Origin of the sequence: Streptomyces sp. NPDC087310 (assembly GCF_044744405.1) — a bacterium.
Classification (GTDB): domain Bacteria; phylum Actinomycetota; class Actinomycetes; order Streptomycetales; family Streptomycetaceae; genus Streptomyces.
The window spans coordinates 374,804-399,736 of record NZ_JBIUYF010000004.1 but is presented as its reverse complement, the minus strand read 5'-3'; the positions used below and the strand labels follow the sequence as shown (position 1 = coordinate 399,736).

Sequence of the window (24,933 nt, the reverse complement as noted above, 5' to 3'; positions counted from 1 at the left end):
GTTCCGGGGCCCTTGGGTGGGCCCTGGGTGATCCAGGGCGCCGGGGGCTCCGGGGGCTCCGGTACGCGTCCGGTCGCGTCAGCCCTTGAACCAGCGGACCGGGCTCGGCGCGAGGTTCTGGTAGACGTGCTTGGCCTCGCGGTACTCGGCGAGTCCCGCGGGTCCCAGCTCGCGCCCGACGCCGGACTTGCCGAAACCGCCCCACTCGGCCTGCGGGAGGTACGGGTGGAAGTCGTTGATCCATACGGTGCCGTGCCGCAGCCGGCCGGCCACGCGCCGCGCGCGCCCCGCGTCCGCGCTCCACACGCCGCCCGCGAGCCCGTACTCGGTGTCGTTGGCGAGGGCGACCGCCTCGTCCTCCGTACGGAAGGTCTCGACCGTCAGGACGGGGCCGAAGACCTCTTCCCGTACGACGCGCATCTCGCGGTGGCACTGGTCGAGGACGGTCGGCTCGTAGAAGTAGCCGCCGTCGGGGCGCACCTCGGACGTCTCGGGGCGCTTGCCGCCGGAGCGCAGGACGGCGCCCTCGGCGAGCGCGGAGGCCACGTACTCCTCGGTCTTGGCGAGCTGCTGCGCGGAGACCAGCGGGCCGCACTCCACGCCGTCCTCGGTGCCCCGGCCGAGCCGGATCCGTTCGGCACGGCGGGCGAGTTCCGCGACGAAGCGCTCGCGCAGCGACTCCTCGATGATCAGGCGCGAACCGGCGGAGCAGACCTGGCCGCTGTGGATGAAGGCGGCGTTCAGCGCCTGGTCGACGGCGGTGTCGAAGCCCTCGTCGGTGGCGCACGCGTCCGCGAAGACGACGTTCGGGTTCTTGCCGCCGAGTTCGAGGGCGACCTTCTTCACACCGGGGGCCGCCGCCTGCATCACCTTCGTACCGCTGCTGAGGCCGCCGGTGAACGAGACGAGGTCCACGTCGGGGTGGGCGGAGAGCCGGGCGCCGACCGGGTCACCGGCGCCGGTGACGAGGTTGGCGACGCCGGGCGGCAGGCCCGCCTCGGCGAGCAGGTCGATGAGGTCGACCGTGGAGAGCGGGGTGATCTCGCTCGGCTTGATCACGAAGGTGTTGCCCGCGGCGAGCGCCGGGGCGATCTTCCAGCTCGCCTGGAGCAGCGGGTAGTTCCAGGGGGTGATCAGCGCGCAGACGCCGACCGGCTCATGGACGACCACGCTGTGGACGGTGTCCGAGCCGGCGTCGACGACCCGGCCGCCGCTCTCGTTCATCACGAGGTCCGCGAAGTAGCGGAAGGCGTCGGCGACGCAGTCGACGTCGACACGCCCCTCTTCGAGGGTCTTGCCCGAGTCCCTGCTCTCCAGCAGCGCTATCTTCTCGCGGTTGCGTATCAGCAGGTCGGCGGTCCTGCGCAGCAGCGCGGCCCGCTCGGCGACCGGGGTACGCGGCCACGAGCCGTGGTCGAAGGCCGCACGTGCGGCGGCGACCGCGGCGTCGGTGTCCTGGGCCCCGCCCTCGGACACGACGGCGAGCACCGTCGCGTCGGCGGGGTCGAGGATGTCCCGCGTGGCGCCGGACGCGGCTTCACGCCACTTTCCGTCCACATGAATCGTCTGTTGTGCCGACACGTCGCGTATTGCCTTCCATTCCCGGAACATTCCTCACCAGCGACAACTGGCGATTCAGGCATCTGCCCAAGGGGGTGGAAAGCATGCGTACGGCGTGACCGAAAGTGCTCTGTATCTCTTTCGCCCGCGCCGTACGCCGGTCCGCGGCTGCCGCGGTCAGTCGTCGGCGGGCTCGTCCCGCGCCTGGAGACCGGCCAGCCACAGCGGCACCAGCCAGTGCACGGCCAGGGCCACGACCAGGGCGTACGACAGCGACACCGTCACGTCCCGGTCCCCGAGCGCGTGGAGCACGATGAAGACGAAGGCGCCCCCCAGCAGCAGGCGGAGGGTGACTCCGTGGGCGCGCGCCCTGATCAGGTCGCGCTCGGCGCGCTGGCGCTCGTCCAGCATCCGGCCGCGCAGCTCCAGCAGTCCGCGCGTGGCGCCGTTGAGGACGCCGGTCGCCAGGCACCAGGGCAGGAGCAGCCCGATCATCACGAAGAGCGGCCAGGTCAGGTCCATGGCCTGTGCCACGCCCCAGGAGCCGACCATGAGAGCGGTCAGCGCGACATGGGCGCCGACGACCAGCCTCCTGCGGGCTGCCGTCGCGTGGAACGGCCGGGCCTCGCCCCGGTTCATCAGCGCGTACATGCGCCGGTCGTGCGTCGTGGGCGCCGCTGCCGGTGCCGGTGTCTCGCGTGCGGTCATCACTGCTTCCTCCCGTAGACCTCGTGCGTGAGCGGGCTGAACGGTTCGAGGGAGAACAGCGCCTCCACGGGGAGGCTGAAGTACTCCGCGATCCTCAAGGCCAGGTCGAGGCTGGGGTTGTACTGCCCGCGCTCGATGTAGCCGACGGTCTGGTAGTGGGCTCCCACTGCCTCGGCCAACTGCTGACGGGACACTTTCCGTTCAGCCCTCACCACGGCCAACCTGTTGTGCACCTGCTCGCTCATGTATAAGAAGTACTACATTTATGAGGACGTTGACAACTTCGATGACAACTTCGACGGGCCGGTGGACCGGCAGACTGGCGGACCGGCGGACCAGAAAGGCCCCGTACCGCCGGTGGTCCGGCGGTACGGGGCCTTTCGTGAAGCGGTGAAGCAAGGGTGGTGCGGGGCGTGCGGTGCGGTCAGAGCAGACCGAGCTCGCGCACGGCGTCGCGCTCCTCCGCCAGCTCCTTGACCGAGGCGTCGATCCGGGTGCGCGAGAAGTCGTTGATGTCCAGGCCCTGGACGATCTCGTACACGCCGTTCTTCGTGGTGACGGGGAAGGAGGAGATCAGGCCCTCCGGCACACCGTAGGAACCGTCCGACGGGATGCCCATCGAGGTCCAGTCGCCCTCGGCGGTGCCGTTGACCCACGTGTGGACGTGGTCGATGGCCGCGTTGGCGGCGGACGCGGCCGAGGACGCGCCACGGGCCTCGATGATCGCCGCGCCGCGCTTGGCGACGGTCGGGATGAAGGTGTCGGCGAGCCACGCCTCGTCGTTGACGGCCTCGGCGGCGTTCTTGCCGGCGATCTCCGCGTGGAAGATGTCCGGGTACTGCGTGGCGGAGTGGTTGCCCCAGATCGTCAGCCGCTTGATGTCGGAGACGGCGGCGCCCGTCTTGGCCGCGAGCTGCGAGATGGCGCGGTTGTGGTCGAGGCGCGTCATCGCGGTGAAGCGGTCGCGGGGTACGTCCGGGGCGGCGGCCTGCGCGATGAGCGCGTTGGTGTTGGCCGGGTTGCCCACGACGAGGACCTTGATGTCGTCGGCGGCGTGGTCGTTGATCGCCTTGCCCTGCGGCTTGAAGATGCCGCCGTTGGCGGAGAGCAGGTCGCCGCGCTCCATGCCCTTCGTACGGGGGCGGGCGCCGACCAGCAGGGCGACGTTCGCGCCGTCGAAGCCGACGTTCGGGTCATCGGTGATCTCGATGCCGCTGAGCAGCGGGAAGGCGCAGTCGTCCAGCTCCATCGCGGTGCCCTCGGCGGCCTTGAGGCCCTGAGGGATCTCCAGGAGACGCAGCTTGACCGGCACGTCCGCGCCGAGGAGCTGGCCGGAGGCGATGCGGAAGAGCAGCGCGTAACCGATCTGGCCGGCCGCGCCGGTGACGGTGACATTCACGGGAGTGCGGGTCATGGCGGTCTCCGTAAGACAGTCTGGCGGTGGGGGTCCCTGCCCCTGATGCGGGACATCTCCACAGCGCCGCTCCGTACGCCGGCCGGTGATCGACCGCCCGTCATCCGAATCTTGACGTGAAGAGATATCCGGCGCCAGGCTATCCGACCCGGGGCGGCCCGCACCCACGCCCCCTCAGTGGCGCGGCTCACGGCACAACGGGCGTCGATGCGGGTATACGTACGGGTTATCCGCCGGTCGCTTCGCCGCTGGGCGCTTCTCCATCGGTCGCTTCTCCGCCGGGCGCTTCTCCATCGGGCGTGGTGCAGCCCGTCTCGCCGGTCGTGAGCGTCGCGCACGCCTTGACGCTCGCCGCGTCCGGCGCCGCGGACATCGCGGTGTACCCGTTGGTGTTGGTCTCCACCGAACCGCTCTGCCCCTGGCCCCGGCCCTTCGCCGGGTCTATCCGTATCTCGTCACCCAGGGCGGCCTGCGTTATCCGCGCCCAGGCGGCGCCGCAGGTCTTGCTGTAGCGGACCTCGACCAGTGCCGTGCCGACCGTGGCGCTGGCGACGGTCTCGGCGAACTCGCCACCGCAGCCCATGTCTTCCGGGTCCTTGCCCGCGCACGCGTCACCGGCGCACTTCACCCCTTCGGGCAGTACCGGTTCGCTGGTGGACGGCTCGGGCGCGGGTGCCTTGGCGACCGCCTTGCCGTCGCCGTCACCACCGAGGCTGGTGAGCGTGAACGCGGCGGCGACCACCACCAGGGCGCCGACGACCCCGGACACGAAGACCGCCACCTTGCGCCGGCCGCCCTTGCCGCTCTTGCCGCCCCTGCCCCCCTTGCCGTCGGGGACCGGACCGCCCGGATCGCCCGGACCGCCCGAAACGGAGCCGGGCGGGGAGTGCGGCGCCCCCTGGGTTCCGTACGCCCCATGTGCCCCGCGCGCCCCGCGTGTTCCCTGCGTTCGGTGCGCTCCCTGCGGTCCCTGCGCTCCTTGCGGTCCCTGTGGGGGTACGGTGCTCCGTCCGCGGCCGGAGCCGACCGCCGCGCCGCCGCCCGAGGCGCCGGCCGCCCCGACGACCGGATTCTTACCGGAATCGGCAAGTGCTGTCCGCGCCTGGGAGATACGGATCGCTTCCATGGTCATGTCGTGGCGCATCTCGGAACGGCTCCAAGCCCGCTCCGCCAGCTCCCACATCGTGGTCAGATGCACCTGATGCGTGCCGGTGACCTCGGCCAGCGCGACGACCGCGCCCTTGGGCGGGAGCAGCCGCCCGCTCAGATAGCGCTCCCACGACGTCTTGCTGTAGCCGGTTCTGTCCGCCACGGCGGCGATGCTCAGACCACTGCGGTCGACGAGCCTGCGCAACTGGCTGGTGAACTCGCTGACCTCCGGGTCGAGCCCTTCCGGTAGCGCCTTCCAACGAGGCATTCCGCCTCCCCCTTGTCCCCCCGCACGTGCCTGATGAGCCCCGCGCTGTGCCTGCTCCCCCGCGCTGACTGCTCCCCCGCCCCGCGGCCGGCCCGGCTTCCCCTGCCGGTGGACCGCCGTGGAAGGCGCACCCGGCCAGGATGCCAGGTCCTGGGTGCGCCACGCACGGGAGCATTCGGGGCCGCACGCACGCGTCAATGCGCGCCCCCGGCCCGAACACCGCCCCAGTCTCCCATCCGTCGCGCACTCATCACACCATGGCGGAATGGTCACTTCCGTACCACAGGCGCCAACAGGAGCCCGGGAGTTGCCCGTCTAGGGCCGCTGCCAGTCGAAGCACTCCTCGGAGCTGTTCGCCTCAGAGCCTTTCGTCTCGGAGCCGTTCACCTCTGAGCCTTTCACCTCTGAGCCGTTCGCCTCGGTACCGAGGCAGATCCGGGCCGAGGCCGCGTTGCCGTCGCCCGCGATGGCCGTGGAGAGGTAGCTCGCGGCGGCGCGTGTGTCCCGCACCACGATCCGCTGGGCCTGTTCGCCCGGCACCCGCAGTTCCGCGTACTCCCCCACCCGCAGCCCGGTCGTCCGCAGCCACAGGGCGCGGCAGGTCTCCCCGTACCGGAGTTCCAGCCGCTGTCCGCCCGAGGCCGTGAACGTGGAGAGGTTCTTCACCACGTCCCCGACCGCGCAGAACATCTTCCCGGGGTTGAGTCCCACGCAGGCCGCGCCGACGCACTTGGGGTCCACCGGATTCGCCGTACCCCATTCCGCGGCGACCGGGGGCCGCCCGCCCGACGCCCCGACGCCCTCGCCGACGTCCGGCCGGCCGACGACCAGCGCGGTGACGGCGGCTCCCGCCACCGCGCCGCCGACGAGCAGCCAGACCGCGAGGCGTCCACCGCGACCGCCACGCCCGCCGCGCCGGTCACGGTCGTCCCGACCGGCCGGTGCGGCTACGGGTACGGGTACGGGTGCAGGAGCGGCGACCGAGGCGGCGGGAGCGGGGGCGGCGGAGGCGGCGGGGACCGTGCCCGCCCGGCCGCTCCAGGCGGCGTCGGACAGTTCCCAGAGGGCGAGCAACCGGTCGGCCGGCTCGCGCGCCAGCGCGCACAGCACCGTGACCGCCGTCCTCGGCACGGGCTTCGTACCGTTGAGGTAGCGCTGCCAGGACGACTTGCTGTACGGCGTCCGCGCGGCCAGCGCCGCCAGACTCAGCCCCGTACTCTCCCGTAACGCGCTCAACTCCGCGGCCAGCCGGGCACATTCGGCGGCCACCGGTCGTGCCCCGCTCATCGGCGCAGCTCCCCCCAGGTGTCGGGGCCGACGATGCCGTCGTCCACCAGTCCGCGCGAGGACTGGAACTTCCGTACCTCTTCCTTGGTGCCCACGCCGTACAGCCCGTCGATCTCTCCCGGGTCGAAGCCGTGCTTGCGCAGCAGACACTGCACCTCGACGACGTCGCGGCCGTTGCCGTTGAGATCGACCAGGGCCTCGCGGGTCACGCTGTGCCCGGCGTAGGCGGCGCCGTCCTTGCGGTCGTTGGTGCATTCGTACGTACGACCGGGGGCATAGGAGATGGCTGTGGGCGCGCGCGCCGGCTCGTCGTCGTCCGGCGCGAGCAGTAGCCCGGCGCCGAAGGAGGCGGCCATGGCGACGAGTGCGCCGACGACCGCCCACCACAGCGGAACCACGCGCCGGGGCCGGGAAAGGGACCGGGACGGCGGCTCGCCGGCCTCTCCGCCTTCCTCTTCCTCCGGCCCTGCTTCCGTCTTCTCGGTCTCCGCCGTCTCCGGCCCTGCTTCCGTCCCGGGCGCGGCCCGCCCGTTGGCCTCGGCGGCCACCTCGTGCAGGACGAGCAGCCGGGTCGGATCCGCCCCGCACGCCCTGGCCAGTTCTTCGACGGCCCCCCTGGGCACCGGCTGCTTCCCGTTGAGGTAGCGCTCCCAGGAGGAGCGGCTGTATCCGGTCTTCGCCGCCAGCCCGGTGAGTCCGAGACCGGATCGGTCCTTGAGCCGCCGTAGTTGCACGAGAAGCTGTAAGTCCTTCTCCGGTAACTCCGAAGGCAATTCCTTCCAACGCGGCATGTCCACCTCATGCGTTATCGGATGTCCGGGGTCCCTCCCCACACCCTGTCCTCCCCAGGGCGCCCCCCACCGAACGCGCGGTTCCCCGCCCCACCGCGTTCCGGCCACCTCCGTACCCCTCCCGGAGCACGCCGGACCGTCCCACAACGTCCCACCGCGTCCCACGGTGCGACGCGTCCCCGCAGGTCAACACGGCACCCGTCCCAGGAGGGCCCATTTCCCCGGATCGGTCTGGCGGCGGATCGACGTGACGCGGAACAGTCTGTGGTGCACACCGGGCGGCGCGGTCCACCCCGCGCCGCCCCCTTCACATCAACGGGGAGAACTCGAATGAACGTACGCAGGAACATCGCTCTCGCCGCCACCGTGGCAGCCTTCAGCGGCCTCGCCGTCGCCGGGCCGGCCACTGGCGCCTTCGCCTCCTCGCAGGGCGAGCGGGCGCAGACCGCCGTGAGCCAGGAGGCGGGCGTGCTGGCCGCCTGCCCGAAGGGCGAGTACGCACACAAGGCGCTCGCGGGCGGCGTCCGCGGCTGGACGGCGAACTACAGCAACACCATGACCGCCGTCATCGGCGTGGGCAACTCGGGCAACCATGTCACCGAGGCGCAGTGCATGCTCGTCGGCTGGGGCTTCGACCCGAAGGGCGTGGACGGCGTCTTCGGGGCCGGCACCGCGGCAGCCGTCAAGAAGTTCCAGAGCGACCAGAAGATCTCGGCCGACGGCGTCGTCGGCAAGAACACCTGGAGCCGACTGCGCAACCCCAAGTGATCCGCCTCATCGCGTGATCGCACCGCACACCACGGCGGCCCGTCCTCCTCGGGGGAGAGGACGGACCGCCGTCACGCGTGTACGGGGCCGATCGCCGGCCCGCGGCGACCTGCCACCGCCACTGCCACCGCTTGCGCTACCGCTACCGCACGGTGAAGTGCAGGGTGTCCTCCAGGAACGGGATCTCCAGCCACGGCTTCGGCTGTGTCATCAGCGAGAGCAGCACGATCGCCACGCCGAGCAGCCCGTACGTGAGCATGTCGGTGAAGCGCGAGCGCACGGCGAGCATGCCGACGGACGGCAGGACACGCCGCAGGACCGCGCCGCCGATGAGGGCGATACCGATCAGGATCGTGCCGATACGGAACGCTTCCGCGAAGGGGTGCAGGCCGACGATCAGCAGCCCGAGTCCGGTCGTCCCGAGCACGCTGAGCAGCGGCCACTGGCGGGCGGGCGCCGGGGCGTCCCGGGGCGCGGCACGGCCGCCGCCCTCGGGGGGCGCGGTGTCGCGGGTGAGCGAGAACCGCCTGCCGGGCTCGGCCTCGTCGGTCTCGCCGGCCTCGGCCGCCTCGCCGGGCGCGTCCGGGGTGTCGGCCGTATCGGAGCCGTCCGCGGCCTCGGGACGGTGCTCGTCGGCAGCCTCGGCCCGTTCCGTACCGCCCGTATCGCCCGTATCGCTTGTGCCGCTCGTACCGCTCGTACCGGTACGCGCACCGTTGCCCGTGTCCGCGTCCGGACCCGTGTCCCGGCTCGTGCCAGCACCCATCATTCGGCGTCCTTGAGCGTACGCTCCGCCGCCTCGACGACATTGACGAGAAGCTGCGCGCGGGTCATCGGCCCGACGCCGCCCGGGTTGGGCGAGATCCACGCCGCCACGTCCGCGACGCCCGGGTGGACATCGCCGACGATCTTGCCGTTCTCGTCCCGGCTGACGCCGACGTCGAGGACGACCGCGCCCTCCTTGACGTCCTCGGGGTTGATGATGTGCGGCACGCCCGCCGCCGCCACGATGATGTCGGCCTGCTTGAGCAGCGCCGGCAGGTCGCGGGTGCCGGTGTGGCACTGGGTGACGGTCGCGTTCTCGGTCTTACGGGTCAGCAGCAGGGGAATCGACCGGCCCACGGTGATCCCGCGCCCGACGACCACGACATGCGCGCCGTTGATCTCGACGCCGTGGTGGCGCAGGAGCTGGATGATGCCGTACGGGGTGCAGGGCAGCGGCCCCGTCTCGTTGAGCACCAGTCGGCCGAGGCTCATCGGGTGCAGCCCGTCGGCGTCCTTGGCCGGGTCCATCAGCTCCAGCACCCGGTGGGTGTCGATGCCCTTGGGCAACGGCAGTTGCACGATGTAACCCGTGCACTCGGGGTTGGCGTTCAGCTCAGCGACGACCGCCTCGATCTCCTCCTGCGTGGCGGTGTCGGGCAGCTCGCGCTGGATGGAGGCGATGCCGACCTGCGCGCAGTCGCGGTGCTTGCCGTTGACGTACCAGCGGCTGCCCGGGTCGTCCCCGACCAGCAGGGTCCCGAGTCCGGGCGTGACACCCCGCTCCTTGAGGGCCGCCACGCGGACGGTGAGATCGGACTTGATCACGGCTGCGGTGGCCTTGCCATCGAGAATCTGGGCGCTCATGCCCCCATCCTCGCGGAAGACCCCTCCCCGGTTCCAATCCGCGTCCTTGTGCGACCACGGTCCGGTCCCGATCCGACCGCGGTCCGGTCCCGATCCGACCGCGGTCCGGTCCCGATCCGACCACGGTCCGGTCCCGATCCGACCGCGGTCCGGCCGTGGTCCGACCGCGCTCGCACACGTACCCGCACGCTCGCCACGCGTAGCGCACACGCCCGCACACGCATCCGCACGAGACGTTGCACTTGCACAACACCTGTGAAGGCGACTGGACAAAACCGTGTGTTGATAACACGATTGCGTCGCAGTGCGGCCGGCGTCGGGGGGCAGACCGCTCAGACCGCTCAGACCTGAGATTTTCCTCCACGCGGGCCATTCCGTCCCCGCACCACCAACGGAGGAACCCCGTCATGAGCTTCGGCGACCCGAACAACCCCTACGGCCAGCAGGGCCAGCAGCCCGGTTACGGCCAGCCCCAGGGTCCGCCGCCGGGCCAGCAGCCGGGGTACGGCTACCCGCAGGGCCAGCCCCAGCAGCCTCCCGGCTACGGCTACCCGTCCCCGCCGCAGGCTCCCATGGGGTTCGGCTACCCCGGTGGCCAGATGGAGATGCCCGGTCTGATGAAGGCCGCGCGCGTCATGCTCTTCATCTTCGCCGGTTTCCAGATTCTCGCGGGGCTCATCATCGGCGTCGCCTTCGGTCTCCTCAGCGACGCCGCCGACTCGATGGACTCGTCGGGCGCCGGCGCCGGGGCCCTGGCGGGTATCGGCATAGGCGCCGGCGTGGCGCTCCTGGCCATCGGCGCCCTCTCGATCTTCCTGGGCGTCAAGTTCGCCACCGGCGGCACCGGTATCCGTGTGACGACGATCGTCTACGCCTCGCTCGCGCTCCTCGGCGGCCTCGGCAACCTGGCCAACGGCGGTTCCGGTGCCTTCGGCGGGATCATCTCGCTCGCGTGCAGCGGGGTCATCCTGGCCGCGATGGTCAACGGCCAGGCGTCCGCGTGGTTCAACCGCCCGCGCTACTGACGCGTCGCCAGTGCGCCGCTTAGGAACGCGCCGCTCAGGCACGCCACGTACAGCAGAACCGCCGAAGGCCGCGGTCTCCCGGAAGGGAGAACGCGGCCTTCGGCGTCGGCCGGTCCACGCGGGCCGCGGCGCCGCCCCGTGCCCGGTCATGGGTCGGTGCCCGGTCATGGGTCGGTGCCGGTGGGCAGGTCAGTGGAAGAAGTGGCGCGTCCCCGTGAAGTACATGGTCGCGCCCGCCTTCCGCGCCGCCTCGATCGTCAGCTCGTCGCGGACCGAGCCACCCGGCTGGACCACGGCCCTGACGCCCGCGTTCAGCAGGATCTCCAGCCCGTCGGGGAACGGGAAGAACGCGTCGGACGCGGCGTACGCGCCGCTCGCCCGCTCCTCCCCCGCCCGCTCCACCGCGAGCTTCGCGGAGTCGACGCGGTTGACCTGGCCCATGCCGACGCCCACCGAGGCGCCGCCCTTGGCGAGCAGGATCGCGTTGGACTTGACCGCGCGGCACGCCTTCCAGGCGAAGGACAGTTCGCGCAGCTCGGCCTCGGAGAGCGCCTCGCCGGTCGCCAGCGTCCAGTTCGCCGGGTCGTCACCGTCGGCCTGGAGCCGGTCGGTGACCTGGAGCAGCGTCCCGCCGTCGATCGGCTTGACCTCCACGGAGGCGGCCGGGGCCTCGGGGCAGCGCAGCACACGGATGTTCTTCTTGCGGGCCAGCACCTCGACGGCGCCGTCCTCGTACCCCGGCGCGACGATGACCTCGGTGAAGATCTCCGCGACCTGCTCGGCCATCGCGACGGAGACCGGGCGGTTGACGGCGATCACGCCGCCGAACGCGGAGAGCGGGTCGCACTCGTGCGCCTTGCGGTGCGCCTCCGCGACATCGTCGCCGATGGCGATCCCGCACGGGTTGGCGTGCTTGATGATCGCGACGCAGGGCTCGGAGTGGTCGTACGCGGCACGGCGCGCGGCGTCCGTGTCCGTGTAGTTGTTGTACGACATCTCCTTGCCGTGAAGCTGCTCCGCCTCCGCGAGCCCGCCCTCACCGGCGGTGTAGAGCGCGGCCGGCTGGTGCGGGTTCTCGCCGTAGCGCAGCACGTTCTTGCGCGCGTACGTGGAGCCCAGGAAGTCGGGGAAACCGGAGTCGTCGGCCGCGGCGTAGTCGTCCGCGAACCAGGAGGCCACGGCCACGTCGTACGCCGCGGTGTGCTGGAACGCCTCCGCCGCGAGCCGCTTGCGCGTCGTCAGGTCGAAGCCGCCGTCGCGTACGGCGCCGAGGACGTCCGCGTACCGCTCGGGGCTGGTGACGACCGCGACCGAGGGGTGGTTCTTGGCGGCGGCGCGGACCATCGAGGGGCCGCCGATGTCGATCTGCTCGACGCACTCGTCGGGGGTGGCGCCGGAGGCGACCGTCTCGCGGAACGGGTACAGGTTCACGACGACCAGGTCGAACGGCTCGACCCCCAGCTCGGCGAGCTGCTCGCGGTGGGAGTCGAGGCGCAGGTCGGCGAGGATCCCGGCGTGGACGCGCGGGTGCAGCGTCTTGACGCGGCCGTCGAGGCACTCGGGGAAGCCGGTCAGCTCCTCGACCTTGGTCACCGGCACACCGGCGGCGGCGATCCTCCCGGCGGTGGAGCCGGTCGAGACGAGGGTGACGCCCGCCTCGTGCAGACCGCGTGCCAGCTCCTCCAGGCCCGTCTTGTCGTAGACGCTGACCAGTGCGCGGCGGATGGGCCGCTTCGTGCCCTGATTATTCACCGACGTATACCTTTCGTCCCTCGATGCGATAGCCGTGCCGGGCCAGTGTCCCCACGGCCTCGACGAGCAGGCGTCGCTCGACTTCCTTGATGCGCTCATGGAGAGCGTCTTCGTCGTCCTCGTCCCGGACCTCGACCACGCCCTGCGCGATGATCGGGCCGGTGTCGACACCGTCGTCGACGAAGTGGACCGTGCAGCCGGTGACCTTCACGCCGTGGGCGAGCGCGTCGCGTACGCCGTGGGCACCGGGAAAGCTGGGGAGCAGCGCGGGATGCGTGTTGACGCACCGGCCGCCGAAGCGGGCCAGGAACTCCTTCCCCAGGATCTTCATGAAGCCCGCCGAGACCACGAGGTCCGGCTCGTACGCCGCTGTCGCCTCCGCGAACGCCGCGTCCCACGCCTCGCGTGTCCCGTACTCCTTCACCCGGTGCACGAAGGTCGGCAGCCCGGCGCGCTCGGCGCGCTCCAGACCGGCGATGTCCCCGCGGTCGGCCCCGACCGCGACGATCCGGGCGCCGAAGCCCTCGGGGTCGTCGCCGATGGCGTCGAGCAGGGCCTGCAGATTCGTACCGGATCCGGAGACCAGGACCACGAGCCGGGCCGGGGCGGCGGAGGACCGGGGGGCGGGGGGCGGGGAGGCCACAGCGGGCGCCTTTCTCGGAGCGAGCACAGCCTCGCGGGGCGTGCGGCGTTGTACGGACGGCGACTTGGCGTGGTCGTACGGCTTTGTGTGGTCGTACGAACGAGTCACGTTCCCCGATACGGGGAACTCTACGAAGGAGCCGACCGTCAGCAACGATACCGGCACACCGAGCGGCCCCCACGGGACGGGGGCCCGGCCGGGAGGTAGCGTCTGGGGACAGGGTTCGTCTCCGGGACGGGCCCGTACAGGACAAGACCCCCGCGCGACGGGTCTGAGGGGAAGACGTTCACCACATGCAGGACCGACGCCGCCGCACGGCACTCCACCTCCCGCCGCCCTCTGGGCCGGTGCTGCTGCCGCGGGAACGCCAGTCCTCCTCCACCGGCCCTTCGTCGGGCTCCCAGGAGCCCCAGGGATCGTCCGGTACGTCCGGTACCTCCGGCGCGCCCGGCTCCAACGGCGCGTCCGGTGCCTCCGGGGCCGGCGGTTCCTCCGACGACAATCCGTTCGCACCGCCGCCCGAGGGCAGGCCCGACCAGCCGTGGCAGCCCCGGCGCCCCGAGAACGGCGACGGACAGGACGGGCAGGACGGCGACTCCGGCGGCTCCGGCCGCGGCGGCTGGGGCAGCCAGTGGAGCAGCCGCCAGCCCGGCCGCTCCTCGGGAGGCTTCGGCAGCCGCCCCAGCGGTCAGGGCAACGGACAGAACGGGCCGAACGGAGCGGCCAACGGCCAGGACGGCTCCGAGACCGGCCGCGGCGGTGGACCGCGCTGGGACCCGACGGACCCGGCCCAGCGCCGCGCCCGCTACGCCCTGCTCGGCGGGATGTGGGCCTTCTTCTTCGCGCTGTTCGACCTCCCCGAGATCGCCCTCCTCCTCGGCGCACTCGCGGTCTACTGGGGCGCCAGCGCCCTGCGGGCCAAGGCCAAGAAGCCGTCGGACGGCACCTCCGCCCCCGGCGCCGGACAGCCGGCCCCGACGGACGGCCCCGACCAGGCGGGGCAGCCCGCCCCGTCCGGTCAGATCGCGACCAGGTCGCTGACCACGGCGGCGGTGAGCGGACTGGTGACGGCCGGACTCGCCCTGGCGATCGTGGCGACGACCTTCACCGTGCAGCTCGTCTACCGCGACTACTACACCTGCGTGAACGACGCGCTGACGAAGACGGGGCAGCTCTCCTGCAACGATCTGCTGCCGCGTTCCCTGGAGCCCGTCTTCGGCGTCAAGGAGTAAGGGCAGAGGAGCAAGGGGGTACGGGAGTACGGGGCAGGAGGTCAGGAGGCACCCTCCTGGGTGTGGTCGATCCGCGGCTGATCGGTCCCGGTCCGGTCGGTCCGGGGCGGGTGTGCCTCGGTCCGGGGCGGGTGTGCCGCCGTCCGGTCGGTCCGGGGCGGGACCGGTGGCGCCGCCGGGAAGTCGGCCATCAGTCCGCCCGACGCCTCCTTGAACGCGGCCCACCGCACCTCCCGCGCCCCACGCTCGTGCCAGGCGTCGGCCGCCAGGAAGTCGTACGGCTCGTCGTCCGGGCCTGCCCCCTCCGCCTCGTGCGCCGTCCTCGCGTCCCCGGTCTCCGGACCACCGCCCGCCCAGGGTGCGGCGCCGGGCGCGGCCGGTACGGCGTCCTGACCACGCGCCGCGGCGGTCTCCCCCGTACCGCTCCGCAGCCCCAGCCACCACAGCGGCGCCCGCCACCACGGCGGAAGCGCCGGCTCCGCGACGCCCGGAGCCACCAGCGTCGCGGCCTTCTTCCCCGCTCTTCTCCCCGTCTGCTTTCCCGTCCTCTCCCCCGCCTTCTTCCCGGCTCTCCTCGCCGCCTTGCCCGCTTCCTTCTCCGCCCTCCGCCGGGCCTTCCTCTCCGCTCGGCTCATCCGCCCCGTTTCCCGTACGTCCTTCGCCCGCCGCTTCCTGAGCCGCCAGGCCCGGAGCAGCAGCGCCGTCGGTACGCCGAGGGCCACCGTCCACACCAGCGCGGCGGCGCCCGTCAGCCACCAGACCGGGCCGAACGCGGCCAGCCGCCCGTTGCCCAGCGGCCCGCCCGCCATCGCCGCCAGGAACGCCGTCAGAACGGCACAGGCCGCACCCCCGAGTGCCGTTCCCAGCGCCGTGCTCCGCGCGCTCCACGCCTCCTCCCGTACGGCGAAGGGCGGCGCGGCCACCCGGAGGGTGAACCAGGCGATCACCGGCCCCACGACGGCGGGTACGGCCGCCACGGCCCAGTTCAGCGGCGTGCCCGGCCCCTCGGGCACCGCCGCGAGGAGCGGGAAGGACGGGAGCGCGGGGCTGCCCAGCACGCCGAACGGCGTGACCGTCGCGCCCGTACCGAGCACGAAGCCGGGGCCCAGCGCGTACGCCACTCCCCAGATCGCGGCGTTGGGCACCAGCGCCAGCCCCAGCAGCAGGAGCGCGAACCGCCCGGACCAGTCAGCGGCGAGCTGGACGAAGGACGCGTGCGCCGGGGCGCTGTGCCAGCCGAGCGAGACCCCGGCCAGCAGCGCACCACCTCCCGTCAGCAGCAAAGCGCCCGCCGCGCCGGAGCGCAGGGCGACCCGCGTCCTGGTGCGCGCCAGCGCCGTCCGGGCGCCCCGGGGCAGCCACATGGGCAGCGGTCCGAGCGGGCGCCCGCTCGCCGTCCACGCCCCCGCGGTCGCTGACAGGAGCGTCAGGACGGGCAGGGTGAGCAGCGCGCGCAGCGGATGCGCGGTGAGCGGCCCGCCCGCCGCGTAGAACACGGCGGCCCCGCCGACGAGCAGATATCCGCAGCTCACCGTGGACACGGCACCGAGCGCGGTGAGTTGCGGACGTCCCTCCTCCGGTTCGAGGGTGTCCCGCGCCGCGCGGTGGACGAGCCAGACCGGCAGGGCCACGAGCAGCAGTGGCATGACGCCGAGCGGGGCGGGGACGCCGGAGAGGGTCTCGGGGCGTACCAGCTCGATGCCGTGCGCCAGCAGCCAGAGCCCTGCCGCCACATGGAGGGCAGCGCCCGCTCCGCCGTCCGGGTACGGCGAGGCGATCCACATCGTCGTCAGAAGTACGGCGAGCGCGCCGAGTCCGAGGCCCGCGGCGATGGCTCCACGGAGGAAAGAGGCGGTCAGCGCGGCGGCGCGGCCGCGGTCGACGGCCGAGGCCGAGGACAACGGTGTGCCGCGATCGGTCAATTGGGTCACAACGCAATGTTGCCCACGACACGCGCTTTATCTGCGTAACAGGCGAATACTCGCCATGTCGCTCAATATACGCTTATGTGCTTTTTCGCCCATTACCGTGCTGCGGGGAGTCCCTCATGACCCAGAACACCACGCAGAGCACCCCGCAGCCCGCCCCGGACGGCGCTTCCGACGCGGCGCTCCCCGCCCCGAAGGAGCGGCGCCGGCTGCGCGAGGCGAAGGCGATGACCGAGAAGCAGGCGGCCACCGCCGTGGGCGTCACCCGCGCCACGATCCGGTCCTGGGAGACCGGCCGTACGACGCCACGCGGGCGCAAGGGGGAGGTCTACGCCAAGCTGCTGGCGGGCATCGCGGCCGAACTGCGGCAGACGGAGGAACGGGCGCGGCGCATCGAGAGGGCGGCGGTACGGGCGGCGCAGGAACGGTCGGCCGCGCGGCACCACCACAGCACCTCAGCGGCGGCGCCCCAGGACCGTACGGGAGCGGCACCGGCCCAGGAAGCCGAGCCCGTCGCGTCGGCAGCCGTATCCGCGTCCGCGCCGGCGCCTGTATCCGCGCCGACACCCGTATCCGAGGCCACGCCCGCGCCCATGCCCGCGACGCCGGCCGAGGCCACGCCCGCCGTGGAGCCCGGCGTGGTCCCCGTCGCGTTCAGCGGTGCGGCCGTCGCCTCGCTCACGCCCGACCAGGCGTTCGACGCGCTGTACGCGTGCACCGCGCCCGCCCTCGTACGCCAGGCGTATCTGCTCACCGGACGGCGCGCCCTCTCCCAGGAGTCCGTCGAGCGCGCCTTCCACTGCGCGTGGGAGAGCTGGCCCCGGGTCGCGGTCGACCGGGACCCGGTGGGCTGGGTGCGGGCCACCGCGCACGAGTACGCGATGTCGCCCTGGCACCGGCTGCGCCGCGCGCACCGCCGCCCCGACCCGGTCCGCGGCGAGCAGGAGAGCCCCGACGGCCGGACGCTGCGGGAGGCGCTGCTGGCCCTGCCGCCCTCGTACCGCCGCACGCTGCTGCTCTACGACGGGCTCGGGCTCGACCTGCCGGAGACCGCCGCCGAGACGGAGGCATCCACCCCGGCCACCGCGCACCGGCTGATGCGCGCCCGTAAAGCGGTCTCCGTACGCGTGCCCGAACTGGCCGACACGGATCTGCTGCACGAGCGGCTGGGCGCGCTGGTGCGCGCGGTGACCGTTCCGGAGATCGCGTCGGCGCGGGCCGTACGGGACGGCAGCGAGCGGCGGGCCAAGATCTGGACGCGCGCGGCGATCGCCTTCACGGTGCTGATCATCGGGGCCACGAGTTTCACGCTGGCCACCGCTCCGCGGCAGTACGACCCGCCGCAGTCGCCGGGCGAGCAGGTCGGCGGTGTCCCCACGCCGAGCGGTCCCGAACGGCTCAGCCCGCAGGATCTGCGCCTGCGCAATATGCTCCGCGCCGCGCCGATGAACGGTCCGCACCGGCTCGTACCCCTGGCACGCTGACCGGTCGGGCGTACCGGAGACGTCCCCCACGCGCGTGGGCCCGCACCCGGAAAGGGGTGCGGGCCCACGCGCGTGGTGGTCCGTGCGGAGGTGACGGATCAGCCGGCGAGGATGGCGCGGGCGAGCCCGGCCGTCTCGGTCGGCGTCTTGCCGACCTTCACACCGGCGGCCTCCAGGGCCTCCTTCTTCGCCTGGGCCGTGCCGGAGGAGCCGGAGACGATGGCGCCGGCGTGGCCCATGGTCTTGCCCTCGGGCGCGGTGAAGCCCGCGACGTAGCCGACGACCGGCTTCGTGACGTTCTTCGCGATGAAGTCGGCCGCACGCTCCTCGGCGTCGCCGCCGATCTCACCGATCATGACGATGAGGTCGGTCTCGGGGTCGGCCTCGAACGCGGCGAGCGCGTCGATGTGCGTCGTGCCGATGACCGGGTCGCCACCGATGCCGACGGCGGACGAGAAGCCGATGTCGCGCAGCTCGTACATCATCTGGTAGGTCAGCGTGCCGGACTTGGACACGAGGCCGATGCGGCCGGGCTTGGTGATGTCGCCCGGGATGATGCCGGCGTTGGACTGGCCGGGGGTGATCAGGCCGGGGCAGTTCGGGCCGATGATCCGGGTCTTGTTGCCCTTGCTGCCCGCGTACGCCCAGAAGGCGGCCGAGTCGTGGACCGCGATGCCCTCGGTGATCACGACGGCCAGGCCGATCCCGGCGTCGATCGCCTCGATGACGGCGGCCTTGGCGAAGGCCGGCGGCACGAAGACGACGGAGACGTCGGCACCGGTCTTCTCCATGGCCTCGGCCACGGAGCCGAAGACGGGTACGTCGGTGCCGTCGAAGTCGACGGACGTACCGGCCTTGCGCGGGTTGACACCGCCGACGATGTTGGTGCCGTCGGCGAGCATGAGCTTGGTGTGCTTCATGCCGGTGGCGCCGGTCATGCCTTGGACGATGACCTTGCTTTCCTTGGTCAGGAAAATAGCCATGGTTGTGGTTTCCCTCGTCCCTTACTTGGCCGCGGCCAGCTCGGCGGCCTTGTCGGCCGCGCCGTCCATGGTGTCCACGCGCTGCACGAGCGGGTGGTTGGCGTCGGACAGGATCTTGCGACCCAGCTCCGCGTTGTTGCCGTCGAGCCGCACGACCAGCGGCTTCGTGACGTCCTCGCCCTTGGTCTTCAGCAGTTCGAGGGCCTGGACGATGCCGTTGGCGACCTCGTCGCACGCGGTGATGCCACCGAAGACGTTGACGAACACGGACTTGACGTCCGGGTCGCCGAGGATGATCTCCAGGCCGTTGGCCATGACCTCGGCGGACGCGCCACCGCCGATGTCGAGGAAGTTGGCGGGCTTGACGCCGCCGTGGTTCTCACCGGCGTACGCGACGACGTCGAGGGTCGACATGACCAGACCCGCGCCGTTGCCGATGATGCCGACCTCGCCGTCGAGCTTGACGTAGTTGAGGTTCTTGGCCTTGGCGGCGGCCTCAAGAGGGTTGGCCGCGGCCTTGTCCTCCAGCGCGTCGTGCTCGGGCTGACGGAAGTCCGCGTTCTCGTCGAGCGAGACCTTGCCGTCGAGCGCGATGATCTTGCCGTCGCCGGACTTGATCAGCGGGTTGACCTCGACAAGGAGGGCGTCCTCCTTGATGAAGACGGTCCACAGCTTCTGCAGAACGTCGGCGACCTGGTCCGCGATCTCGGCCGGGAACTTCGCGGCGGCGACGATCTCGGCGGCCTTCTCGGGCGTGCAGCCCTCGTTGGCGTCGACCGGGATCTTGGCGAGCGCGTCGGGGTTCTCCTCCGCGACGACCTCGATCTCCACGCCGCCCTCGACGGACGCCATCGCGAGGAAGGTGCGGTTGGTGCGGTCCAGCAGGAAGGAGACGTAGTACTCCTCCGCGATGTCCGCGGTCTGGGCCAGCATCACCTTGTGGACCGTGTGGCCCTTGATGTCCATGCCCAGAATCTGACCGGCCTTCTCGACGGCGTCGGCCGGGTCGGAGGCCAGCTTCACGCCGCCCGCCTTACCGCGTCCGCCGACCTTGACCTGCGCCTTGACGACGGCCTTGCCGCCGAGACGCTCGGTCACCTCGTGGGCGGCCTCGGGCGTTTCGATGACTTCACCGGCCAGCACCGGTACGCCGTGCTTGGCGAAGAGGTCCCTCGCCTGGTACTCGAACAGGTCCACGCGTGTCCGTCCCTTTGTCTTTTAACCGCAGCCTGGTGATCGCGGGTTCGTTGTCTGCGTGGGCGTGCCGCGAAGGGCAACGTGACTGCGCTGTCACTGAGGAAGGCGTACGCGGTGTCCGGTACGCGGCATGTCCGCCTCGCAGGTTATCCCCGTGGGACGTGGGTCCCTAAATCACAGATCACAGATGAGCGGTGATACCTGTCACAGAGCGGTGATACCCGTCACAACCCGCACGGCTGCCCGCATGCCCGGACCGTTGGTCTGTACACGTTCACCCGGCCGGCAGGTCGGTGTCCGGTACGGGCAAGGGGCGCTTCTCGATCGCCGCGGCCATCACCTCGGGGAAGAGGTCGGGCGTGCAGGCGAAGGCCGGAGCGCCCAGCTCGGCGAGGGCCGCCGCGTGCTCCTGGTCGTACGCCGGGGCCCCCTCGTCCGAGAGCGCGAGCAGCGCCACGAACTGCACCCCGGACGCCTTCATCGCGGCGACCCGCTTCAGCATCTCGTCCCGTATCCCGCCCTCGTAGAGGTCGCTGATCAGGACGACCACGGTGTCGGCGGGGCGGGTGATCCGCGACTGGCAGTAGGCGAGCGCGCGGTTGATGTCCGTGCCCCCACCGAGCTGGGTGCCGAACAGGACATCCACCGGGTCGTCGAGCTGGTCGGTGAGGTCGACCACCGCCGTGTCGAAGACGACGAGACGGGTGTCGAGGGAGCGCATGGAGGCCAGGACGGCACCGAAGACGGAGGCGTGGACGACGGACGCGGCCATCGACCCCGACTGGTCGATGCACAGGACGACGTCCTTCTTCACCGACCGCGCGGCCCTGCCGTACCCGATCAGCCGCTCGGGCACGATCGTGCCCTGCTCCGGGAGGTAGTTCTTCAGGTTCGCCCGGATCGTACGGTCCCAGTCGATGTCCCGGTGGCGTGGCCGGCTGATCCGCGCTGAGCGGTCGAGCGCGCCGGTCAGGGTGGCCCTGGTGCGGGTGGCGAGCCGCTTCTCCAGGTCCTCCACCACCTTGCGGACGACGGCGCGCGCGGTCTCCTTGGTCGTCTCCGGCATCGCCTTGTTCAGCGAGAGCAGGGTGCCGACGAGATGGACGTCCGCCTCGACGGCCTCCAGCATCTCCGGTTCGAGCAGCAGCGCGGCGAGCCCGAGCCGGTCGATGGCGTCCCGCTGCATGATCTGGACGACGGAGGTGGGGAAGTACGTACGGATGTCGCCCAGCCAGCGGGCGACGGACGGCGCGGAGCCGCCCAGACCGGCGGACCGGCCGGCGCTCCCGCCGCTTCCGCCTCCTCCGCTCCTGTCGCTGCCCCGGCCGCCGTACAGCGCGGTCAGGGCGCCGTCCATCGCCGCGTCCTGACCGGCGAGCGCCCGCCCCGTGCCGTCGGCCCCCTCCCCGCCGAGCACCATCCGCCAGCGGCGCAGCCGCTCGTCGGCCGCCGTGTCGTCCCGTGTCGTGTCGTCCCGTGCCGCGCCGTCCGGTGCCGTGTCCTTCGCCTCGTGCGTCGCCGCGCTCATGGTCGTGTTCGATGTCATGTCCCCGCCCCCACCAGGTCGTTGTCGTCGCGGTCGGCGCCCAGCAGCAGGCGGAGCACCGGCAGTACGGCGTCGGCGCGCGCCGTGTCCAGCCCGGGGCCGAAGCCCGGCGCGGTGGCCTCGGCCGCCGTCGGCCCCGGGGCGGCAGGACCGCGCCGGACCAGCTCGCCCAGGGTGCGGCGGACGCCCGGTTCGTACGCCGAGAAGGTGCGGCGCAGCAGCGGCAGCACATCGGTGAACGCGTCGGGCGCCACCCCGGTCAGCCAGGCGTCGACCAGGCCGAGGAGGCGTTCGTCATGGATCAGCAGCATCCCCCCACCGGACCCGGCCCCCGGTGATCTCCCGGGCGCACCGCCGACGAAGCCCTCCACCCAGGCGGCGGCGTCGGCGGGCGGGGTGCCGGGCGACAGGGCGAGCCCCATCAACCGGGCCGCCTCGTCCTCCGCGAGCCGTCCGTCGTCCAGCAGCAGCCGGGCGGCCCGCCCCCGGATCCCGCCGGGCACGCTGTCCCGCCCGGCGAGCCTGACCAGCACGGCCTCCCAGCGTCCGGCGAGGCCCCGTCCCCCGGGCTCCTCTTCGGGGCGCCCGGATTCCGCTGCGGGGCGCCCGGAGCCCGCCGTCAGCAGCGCTATCGCGGTGTGGACGCTGTCGAGATGGCCGCGCATCTGCGCGGCGCCGTCCGCGTCGAGCCCCGCGCACGCGGGCGGCAGGCCGACGCAGATCCGCTCCGCGAGGCCGGCCGCGACCTCGCCGAGGGCGCCGGTGTCGGTGGACCGTACGTCGCCGTACCGCAGCGAGCGGGCCAGCGCGGGCAGCGCCTCGGCGAGCCGGCCGATGTCGGCGTCGAGCGCGGCGCGGTCGGCGAGGGCGCGCATCACCACGGGCAGGGCGTCGGGCAGCGCGGCCCGCAGACAGCGCTCCGCGAGGGCCGTGACCTCGCTGAGCGCGGTCGCCGCCAGGGCGCGCGCCTCGGCCCTGGCGGTGGCGGCGGCGAGCACCGTCGTGCCCCAGACACCGGCTTCCGCGACCCGTACGTACAGCTCCGGCTCCCAGCTCAGCCGCCAGCTCTCGCGGAACGTGCCCGTGCTCCCCCGTCCCGCGGCCGCCTCGCCCCAGGGGATGTCCAGCAGCCGCAGCCGGTGCAGCAGGGCGCTCTTCGCCGTGTCGGTCTCCTTGCGGAGGTCGAGGTCCAGCTCGCGCTCCGAGGCTTCCGGCTTGAGCCGCAGCGAGCGCTGGAGCCGGGTGAGGTCGCGCTGGAGCGGGACGGCGGGCGCCGTGTCGGGGACCTCGCCGAGCGTGTCGCCGACGATCAGCCGGTCCTGGATGAGGCCGAGCGGCACCGCGGAGCCCTCGCACATCACGGCCTGCACGGAGTCGACGGTCTCCGTGAGCCCGGCCAGCGGACGGCCGCGCAGCACGGCGAGGGTCCGCGCCAGCCGTACCGCCTCGATGACATGGGCGGAGGAGACGACGCGGTCCTCCTCCCGCAGCAGCCCGGCGACCTTGGTGAGCCAGCGTTCGACGGGCCGGTCGGGCGCGCTGAAGAGGTGTCCGTACCAGCCGGGCGAGTCGATGCCCGCTCCGTACCCGCTGTGGCGGGCGAGCCTGCGGTGGGTCCAGGGCACCCAGGTGATGTCGGTCCTGACCTTGGGCAGGCCCTTGAGCAGCGCGCGGTCGGCGGCGAGGGTGGTCTTCGCGCGCAGCGCCGGTACGTGCCAGGCGCCGCAGACGACGGCGACCGCTCCGTCCCCGAACTCCTTGCGGGCGGCACGGAGCTGGATGCGCATATGGGCCTCGCGGACGAGATCCCGCCGGTGTCCGCCGGAGCCGTACGCCTCGCGCAGCTCGCCCATGGCCTCCGCGACCGCCTCGAACGGCGCGAAGGGGTCGTCCGTACGCCCGGGGGCCCGGTGCTCGACCACGTCCTCCCACCAGCGCTCGGGGTCGTCGTACCCGGCGGTCCTGGCGAGTACGGCGAGCGGGTCGATCCGCACCCCCTCGCCCCCGTCGCCCCCGTCATCCCCCTTGCCCCCGTCGTCCCTGTCGTCCCCCGCATTCGCCGTACCGTCGTCGGACGCCAGCGAGTGGGCCGCCGGCAGATCGATGAAGCGGACCGGCACGTCGTGCGCGAGCGCCCAGCGGATCGCCACCCACTCCGGGGAGAACTCCGCCAGCGGCCAGAACGCGGCGCGTCCCGGGTCGTCCACGGCGTGCGCGAGGAGCGCCACGGGTGGCCGCATCGCCTCGTCGGCGGCGAGCGGCAGCAACGCGTCGCCCTCGGGCGGGCCTTCGATCAGTACGACGCCCGGCGCCGCCGCGTCGAGAGCACCTCGTACCGCCCGCGCGGATCCGGGCCCGTGGTGCCGGACCCCGAGCAGCAGCGGCCCCGCCGCGCGCGGGACGGCCGTGGTCACGCGCTCACCTCGCGGCAGGCGCGGTAGAAGTCCTTCCAGCCGTCGCGCTCGCGGACGACCGTCTCCACGTACTCCTGCCAGATCACCCGGTCCGCCGCGGGGTCGCGGACGACCGCGCCGAGGATCCCGGCCGCCACGTCGCCCGGCCGCAGCACCCCGTCGCCGAAGTGGGCGGCGAGCGCGAGGCCGCCTGTGACGACGGAGATCGCCTCGGCCGTGGAGAGCGTCCCGGAGGGGGACTTGAGCTTCGTACGGCCGTCGGTCGTGACGCCGTCGCGCAGTTCGCGGAAGACCGTGACGACCCGGCGGATCTCGTGGATGCCCTCGGGGCCGGCCGGCAGGTCGAGGGAGCGGCCCATCTCCCCGACGCGCCGGGAGACGATGTCGACCTCGGCCTCCGGGGTGGCGGGCAGCGGCAGGACGACCGTGTTGAAGCGGCGGCGCAGCGCGCTGGAGAGGTCGTTGACGCCCCGGTCGCGGTCGTTGGCCGTGGCGATCAGGTTGAAGCCGCGGACGGCCTGGACCTCCTCGCCCAGCTCGGGGATCGGGAGCGTCTTCTCGGACAGGATCGTGATGAGCGAGTCCTGTACGTCGGCGGGGATACGGGTCAGCTCCTCGACCCGCGCGGTCATGCCGTCGGACATGGCCCGCATCACGGGGCTGGGCACCAGCGCGTCGCGGCTGGGGCCGTTGGCGAGGAGCTGGGCGTAGTTCCAGCCGTAGCGGATCGCCTCTTCGGGCGTCCCCGCCGTGCCCTGCACCAGCAGGGTCGAGTCGCCGCTGACGGCCGCCGCGAGATGTTCGGAGACCCAGGTCTTGGCGGTGCCGGGCACGCCGAGGAGGAGCAGCGCGCGGTCGGTGGCGAGCGTGGTGACCGCGACCTCGACGATCCGGCGCGGCCCCACGTACTTCGGCGTGATCACCGTCCCGTCGGGCAGCGTGCCGCCGAGGAGATAGGTGGCCACGGCCCAGGGCGAGAGGCGCCAGCGGGCGGGCCGCTGCCGGTCGTCGGCCGCGGCCAGCGCCGCCAGTTCCTGGGCGAACGCGTCCTCCGCGTGCGGGCGCAGGGCCGTGTCGCCGGTGGCCCCGGCCGTGGTCGCGGCGGTTTCGGGCATGGTCATGGATCCCCCTCCAGATCGGTCGACCTGTTGTGGA

Annotated in this window: 21 protein-coding genes; 4 read left to right on the top strand and 17 right to left on the bottom strand. The window is 72.5% G+C overall.

Features of this window, described 5'->3' with window-relative positions; translation table 11 throughout:
• Positions 1–78 precede the first annotated feature (78 nt).
• The 7 genes from ACIO3P_RS16940 to ACIO3P_RS16910 all read right to left on the bottom strand — a co-directional run bounded on the left by ACIO3P_RS16940 (position 79) and on the right by ACIO3P_RS16910 (position 7,120).
• Positions 79–1,611 (bottom strand): aldehyde dehydrogenase family protein, encoded by a 1,533-nt coding sequence (locus ACIO3P_RS16940; RefSeq protein WP_329828760.1) that lies wholly within the window; start codon positions 1,609–1,611, stop codon positions 79–81.
• A gap of 126 nt (positions 1,612–1,737) precedes the next feature.
• Complete coding sequence (locus ACIO3P_RS16935) at positions 1,738–2,268, bottom strand: hypothetical protein (protein WP_329828758.1); 531 nt, start codon at positions 2,266–2,268, stop codon at positions 1,738–1,740.
• Positions 2,268–2,513 (bottom strand): helix-turn-helix transcriptional regulator, encoded by a 246-nt coding sequence (locus tag ACIO3P_RS16930; RefSeq protein WP_329828756.1) that lies wholly within the window; start codon positions 2,511–2,513, stop codon positions 2,268–2,270. The genes ACIO3P_RS16935 and ACIO3P_RS16930 overlap by 1 nt, the downstream gene beginning before the upstream one ends.
• Positions 2,514–2,692: 179 nt before the next feature.
• Entirely contained in the window at positions 2,693–3,682 is a 990-nt protein-coding gene (locus tag ACIO3P_RS16925; protein WP_329828755.1) for a malate dehydrogenase, read from the bottom strand.
• Positions 3,683–3,908: 226 nt separating this feature from the next.
• A complete protein-coding gene (locus tag ACIO3P_RS16920) occupies positions 3,909–5,099 on the bottom strand; it encodes a helix-turn-helix domain-containing protein (RefSeq protein ID WP_329828754.1) in 1,191 nt (396 codons plus the stop codon).
• Between the two features lie 315 nt (positions 5,100–5,414).
• A complete protein-coding gene (locus ACIO3P_RS16915; protein ID WP_329828753.1) occupies positions 5,415–6,386 on the bottom strand; it encodes a helix-turn-helix domain-containing protein in 972 nt (323 codons plus the stop codon).
• Entirely contained in the window at positions 6,383–7,120 is a 738-nt protein-coding gene (locus ACIO3P_RS16910) for a helix-turn-helix domain-containing protein (RefSeq protein ID WP_401854568.1), read from the bottom strand. The genes ACIO3P_RS16915 and ACIO3P_RS16910 overlap by 4 nt, the downstream gene beginning before the upstream one ends.
• A gap of 387 nt (positions 7,121–7,507) precedes the next feature.
• Between ACIO3P_RS16910 and ACIO3P_RS16905 the strand changes: the two genes are divergently transcribed.
• Positions 7,508–7,945, top strand: coding sequence for a peptidoglycan-binding domain-containing protein (locus ACIO3P_RS16905; RefSeq protein ID WP_329828751.1), 438 nt, complete (start codon positions 7,508–7,510; stop codon positions 7,943–7,945).
• A 142-nt stretch (positions 7,946–8,087) separates the two neighbouring features.
• On the opposite strand, the gene ACIO3P_RS16900 is transcribed toward ACIO3P_RS16905, so the two are convergent.
• Both ACIO3P_RS16900 and ACIO3P_RS16895 read right to left on the bottom strand, forming a co-directional pair.
• Positions 8,088–8,711, bottom strand: coding sequence for a DUF3017 domain-containing protein (locus tag ACIO3P_RS16900; RefSeq protein WP_401854571.1), 624 nt, complete (start codon positions 8,709–8,711; stop codon positions 8,088–8,090).
• The gene (locus ACIO3P_RS16895) at positions 8,711–9,574 is read right to left on the bottom strand and encodes a bifunctional methylenetetrahydrofolate dehydrogenase/methenyltetrahydrofolate cyclohydrolase (protein ID WP_401854577.1); all 864 of its coding nucleotides are present in this window, start codon (positions 9,572–9,574) and stop codon (positions 8,711–8,713) included. Before ACIO3P_RS16895 ends, ACIO3P_RS16900 begins: the two co-directional genes overlap by 1 nt.
• Before the next feature lie 407 nt (positions 9,575–9,981).
• Here ACIO3P_RS16895 and ACIO3P_RS16890 point away from each other — a divergent pair, with 407 nt between their 5' ends.
• Entirely contained in the window at positions 9,982–10,599 is a 618-nt protein-coding gene (locus ACIO3P_RS16890; RefSeq protein ID WP_329828748.1) for a hypothetical protein, read from the top strand.
• A 189-nt stretch (positions 10,600–10,788) separates the two neighbouring features.
• Here ACIO3P_RS16890 and purH read toward each other — a convergent pair whose 3' ends face one another.
• The gene (purH, locus tag ACIO3P_RS16885) at positions 10,789–12,351 is read right to left on the bottom strand and encodes a bifunctional phosphoribosylaminoimidazolecarboxamide formyltransferase/IMP cyclohydrolase (RefSeq protein WP_401792274.1); all 1,563 of its coding nucleotides are present in this window, start codon (positions 12,349–12,351) and stop codon (positions 10,789–10,791) included.
• Positions 12,344–12,994 carry a phosphoribosylglycinamide formyltransferase gene (purN, locus tag ACIO3P_RS16880; RefSeq protein ID WP_329828746.1) on the bottom strand — a complete coding sequence of 217 codons (651 nt, stop codon included), beginning with the start codon at positions 12,992–12,994 and terminating at the stop codon, positions 12,344–12,346. Before purN ends, purH begins: the two co-directional genes overlap by 8 nt.
• Positions 12,995–13,287: 293 nt before the next feature.
• On the opposite strand from purN, the gene ACIO3P_RS16875 reads away from it, so the two are divergent.
• Entirely contained in the window at positions 13,288–14,226 is a 939-nt protein-coding gene (locus ACIO3P_RS16875) for a hypothetical protein (RefSeq protein WP_401854579.1), read from the top strand.
• Positions 14,227–14,267: 41 nt separating this feature from the next.
• On the opposite strand, the gene ACIO3P_RS16870 is transcribed toward ACIO3P_RS16875, so the two are convergent.
• Complete coding sequence (locus ACIO3P_RS16870; RefSeq protein WP_401854581.1) at positions 14,268–16,157, bottom strand: DUF6350 family protein; 1,890 nt, start codon at positions 16,155–16,157, stop codon at positions 14,268–14,270.
• A 116-nt stretch (positions 16,158–16,273) separates the two neighbouring features.
• On the opposite strand from ACIO3P_RS16870, the gene ACIO3P_RS16865 reads away from it, so the two are divergent.
• The gene (locus ACIO3P_RS16865) at positions 16,274–17,638 is read left to right on the top strand and encodes a sigma factor-like helix-turn-helix DNA-binding protein (RefSeq protein ID WP_401854582.1); all 1,365 of its coding nucleotides are present in this window, start codon (positions 16,274–16,276) and stop codon (positions 17,636–17,638) included.
• Between the two features lie 98 nt (positions 17,639–17,736).
• Here ACIO3P_RS16865 and sucD read toward each other — a convergent pair whose 3' ends face one another.
• The 5 genes from sucD to ACIO3P_RS16840 all read right to left on the bottom strand — a co-directional run bounded on the left by sucD (position 17,737) and on the right by ACIO3P_RS16840 (position 24,899).
• Positions 17,737–18,621, bottom strand: coding sequence for a succinate--CoA ligase subunit alpha (sucD, locus tag ACIO3P_RS16860; protein ID WP_329828741.1), 885 nt, complete (start codon positions 18,619–18,621; stop codon positions 17,737–17,739).
• Positions 18,622–18,642: 21 nt separating this feature from the next.
• On the bottom strand, positions 18,643–19,818 hold the full coding sequence (gene sucC / locus ACIO3P_RS16855) for an ADP-forming succinate--CoA ligase subunit beta (RefSeq protein WP_329828740.1): 1,176 nt from the start codon (positions 19,816–19,818) through the stop codon (positions 18,643–18,645).
• A gap of 274 nt (positions 19,819–20,092) precedes the next feature.
• Positions 20,093–21,364 carry a vWA domain-containing protein gene (locus ACIO3P_RS16850; RefSeq protein WP_401854585.1) on the bottom strand — a complete coding sequence of 424 codons (1,272 nt, stop codon included), beginning with the start codon at positions 21,362–21,364 and terminating at the stop codon, positions 20,093–20,095.
• The gene (locus ACIO3P_RS16845) at positions 21,361–23,778 is read right to left on the bottom strand and encodes a DUF5682 family protein (protein ID WP_401854587.1); all 2,418 of its coding nucleotides are present in this window, start codon (positions 23,776–23,778) and stop codon (positions 21,361–21,363) included. The genes ACIO3P_RS16850 and ACIO3P_RS16845 overlap by 4 nt, the downstream gene beginning before the upstream one ends.
• Positions 23,775–24,899, bottom strand: a complete 1,125-nt coding sequence (locus ACIO3P_RS16840; protein ID WP_329828738.1) for an AAA family ATPase — start codon at positions 24,897–24,899, stop codon at positions 23,775–23,777. The genes ACIO3P_RS16845 and ACIO3P_RS16840 overlap by 4 nt, the downstream gene beginning before the upstream one ends.
• Positions 24,900–24,933 lie beyond the last annotated feature (34 nt).

Coding starts and splice junctions, on each gene's coding strand:
- ACIO3P_RS16890 (WP_329828748.1), top strand. CDS start 9,982: ATGAGCTTCGGCGACCCGAACAACCCCTACGGCCAGCAGGGCCAGCAG.
- ACIO3P_RS16895 (WP_401854577.1), bottom strand. CDS start 9,574: ATGAGCGCCCAGATTCTCGATGGCAAGGCCACCGCAGCCGTGATCAAG.
- ACIO3P_RS16840 (WP_329828738.1), bottom strand. CDS start 24,899: ATGACCATGCCCGAAACCGCCGCGACCACGGCCGGGGCCACCGGCGAC.
- ACIO3P_RS16940 (WP_329828760.1), bottom strand. CDS start 1,611: ATGTTCCGGGAATGGAAGGCAATACGCGACGTGTCGGCACAACAGACG.
- ACIO3P_RS16905 (WP_329828751.1), top strand. CDS start 7,508: ATGAACGTACGCAGGAACATCGCTCTCGCCGCCACCGTGGCAGCCTTC.
- ACIO3P_RS16850 (WP_401854585.1), bottom strand. CDS start 21,364: ATGACATCGAACACGACCATGAGCGCGGCGACGCACGAGGCGAAGGAC.
- ACIO3P_RS16935 (WP_329828758.1), bottom strand. CDS start 2,268: ATGACCGCACGCGAGACACCGGCACCGGCAGCGGCGCCCACGACGCAC.
- ACIO3P_RS16930 (WP_329828756.1), bottom strand. CDS start 2,513: ATGAGCGAGCAGGTGCACAACAGGTTGGCCGTGGTGAGGGCTGAACGG.
- ACIO3P_RS16915 (WP_329828753.1), bottom strand. CDS start 6,386: ATGAGCGGGGCACGACCGGTGGCCGCCGAATGTGCCCGGCTGGCCGCG.
- ACIO3P_RS16925 (WP_329828755.1), bottom strand. CDS start 3,682: ATGACCCGCACTCCCGTGAATGTCACCGTCACCGGCGCGGCCGGCCAG.
- ACIO3P_RS16900 (WP_401854571.1), bottom strand. CDS start 8,711: ATGGGTGCTGGCACGAGCCGGGACACGGGTCCGGACGCGGACACGGGC.
- ACIO3P_RS16875 (WP_401854579.1), top strand. CDS start 13,288: ATGCAGGACCGACGCCGCCGCACGGCACTCCACCTCCCGCCGCCCTCT.
- ACIO3P_RS16865 (WP_401854582.1), top strand. CDS start 16,274: ATGACCCAGAACACCACGCAGAGCACCCCGCAGCCCGCCCCGGACGGC.
- ACIO3P_RS16920 (WP_329828754.1), bottom strand. CDS start 5,099: ATGCCTCGTTGGAAGGCGCTACCGGAAGGGCTCGACCCGGAGGTCAGC.
- sucD (WP_329828741.1), bottom strand. CDS start 18,621: ATGGCTATTTTCCTGACCAAGGAAAGCAAGGTCATCGTCCAAGGCATG.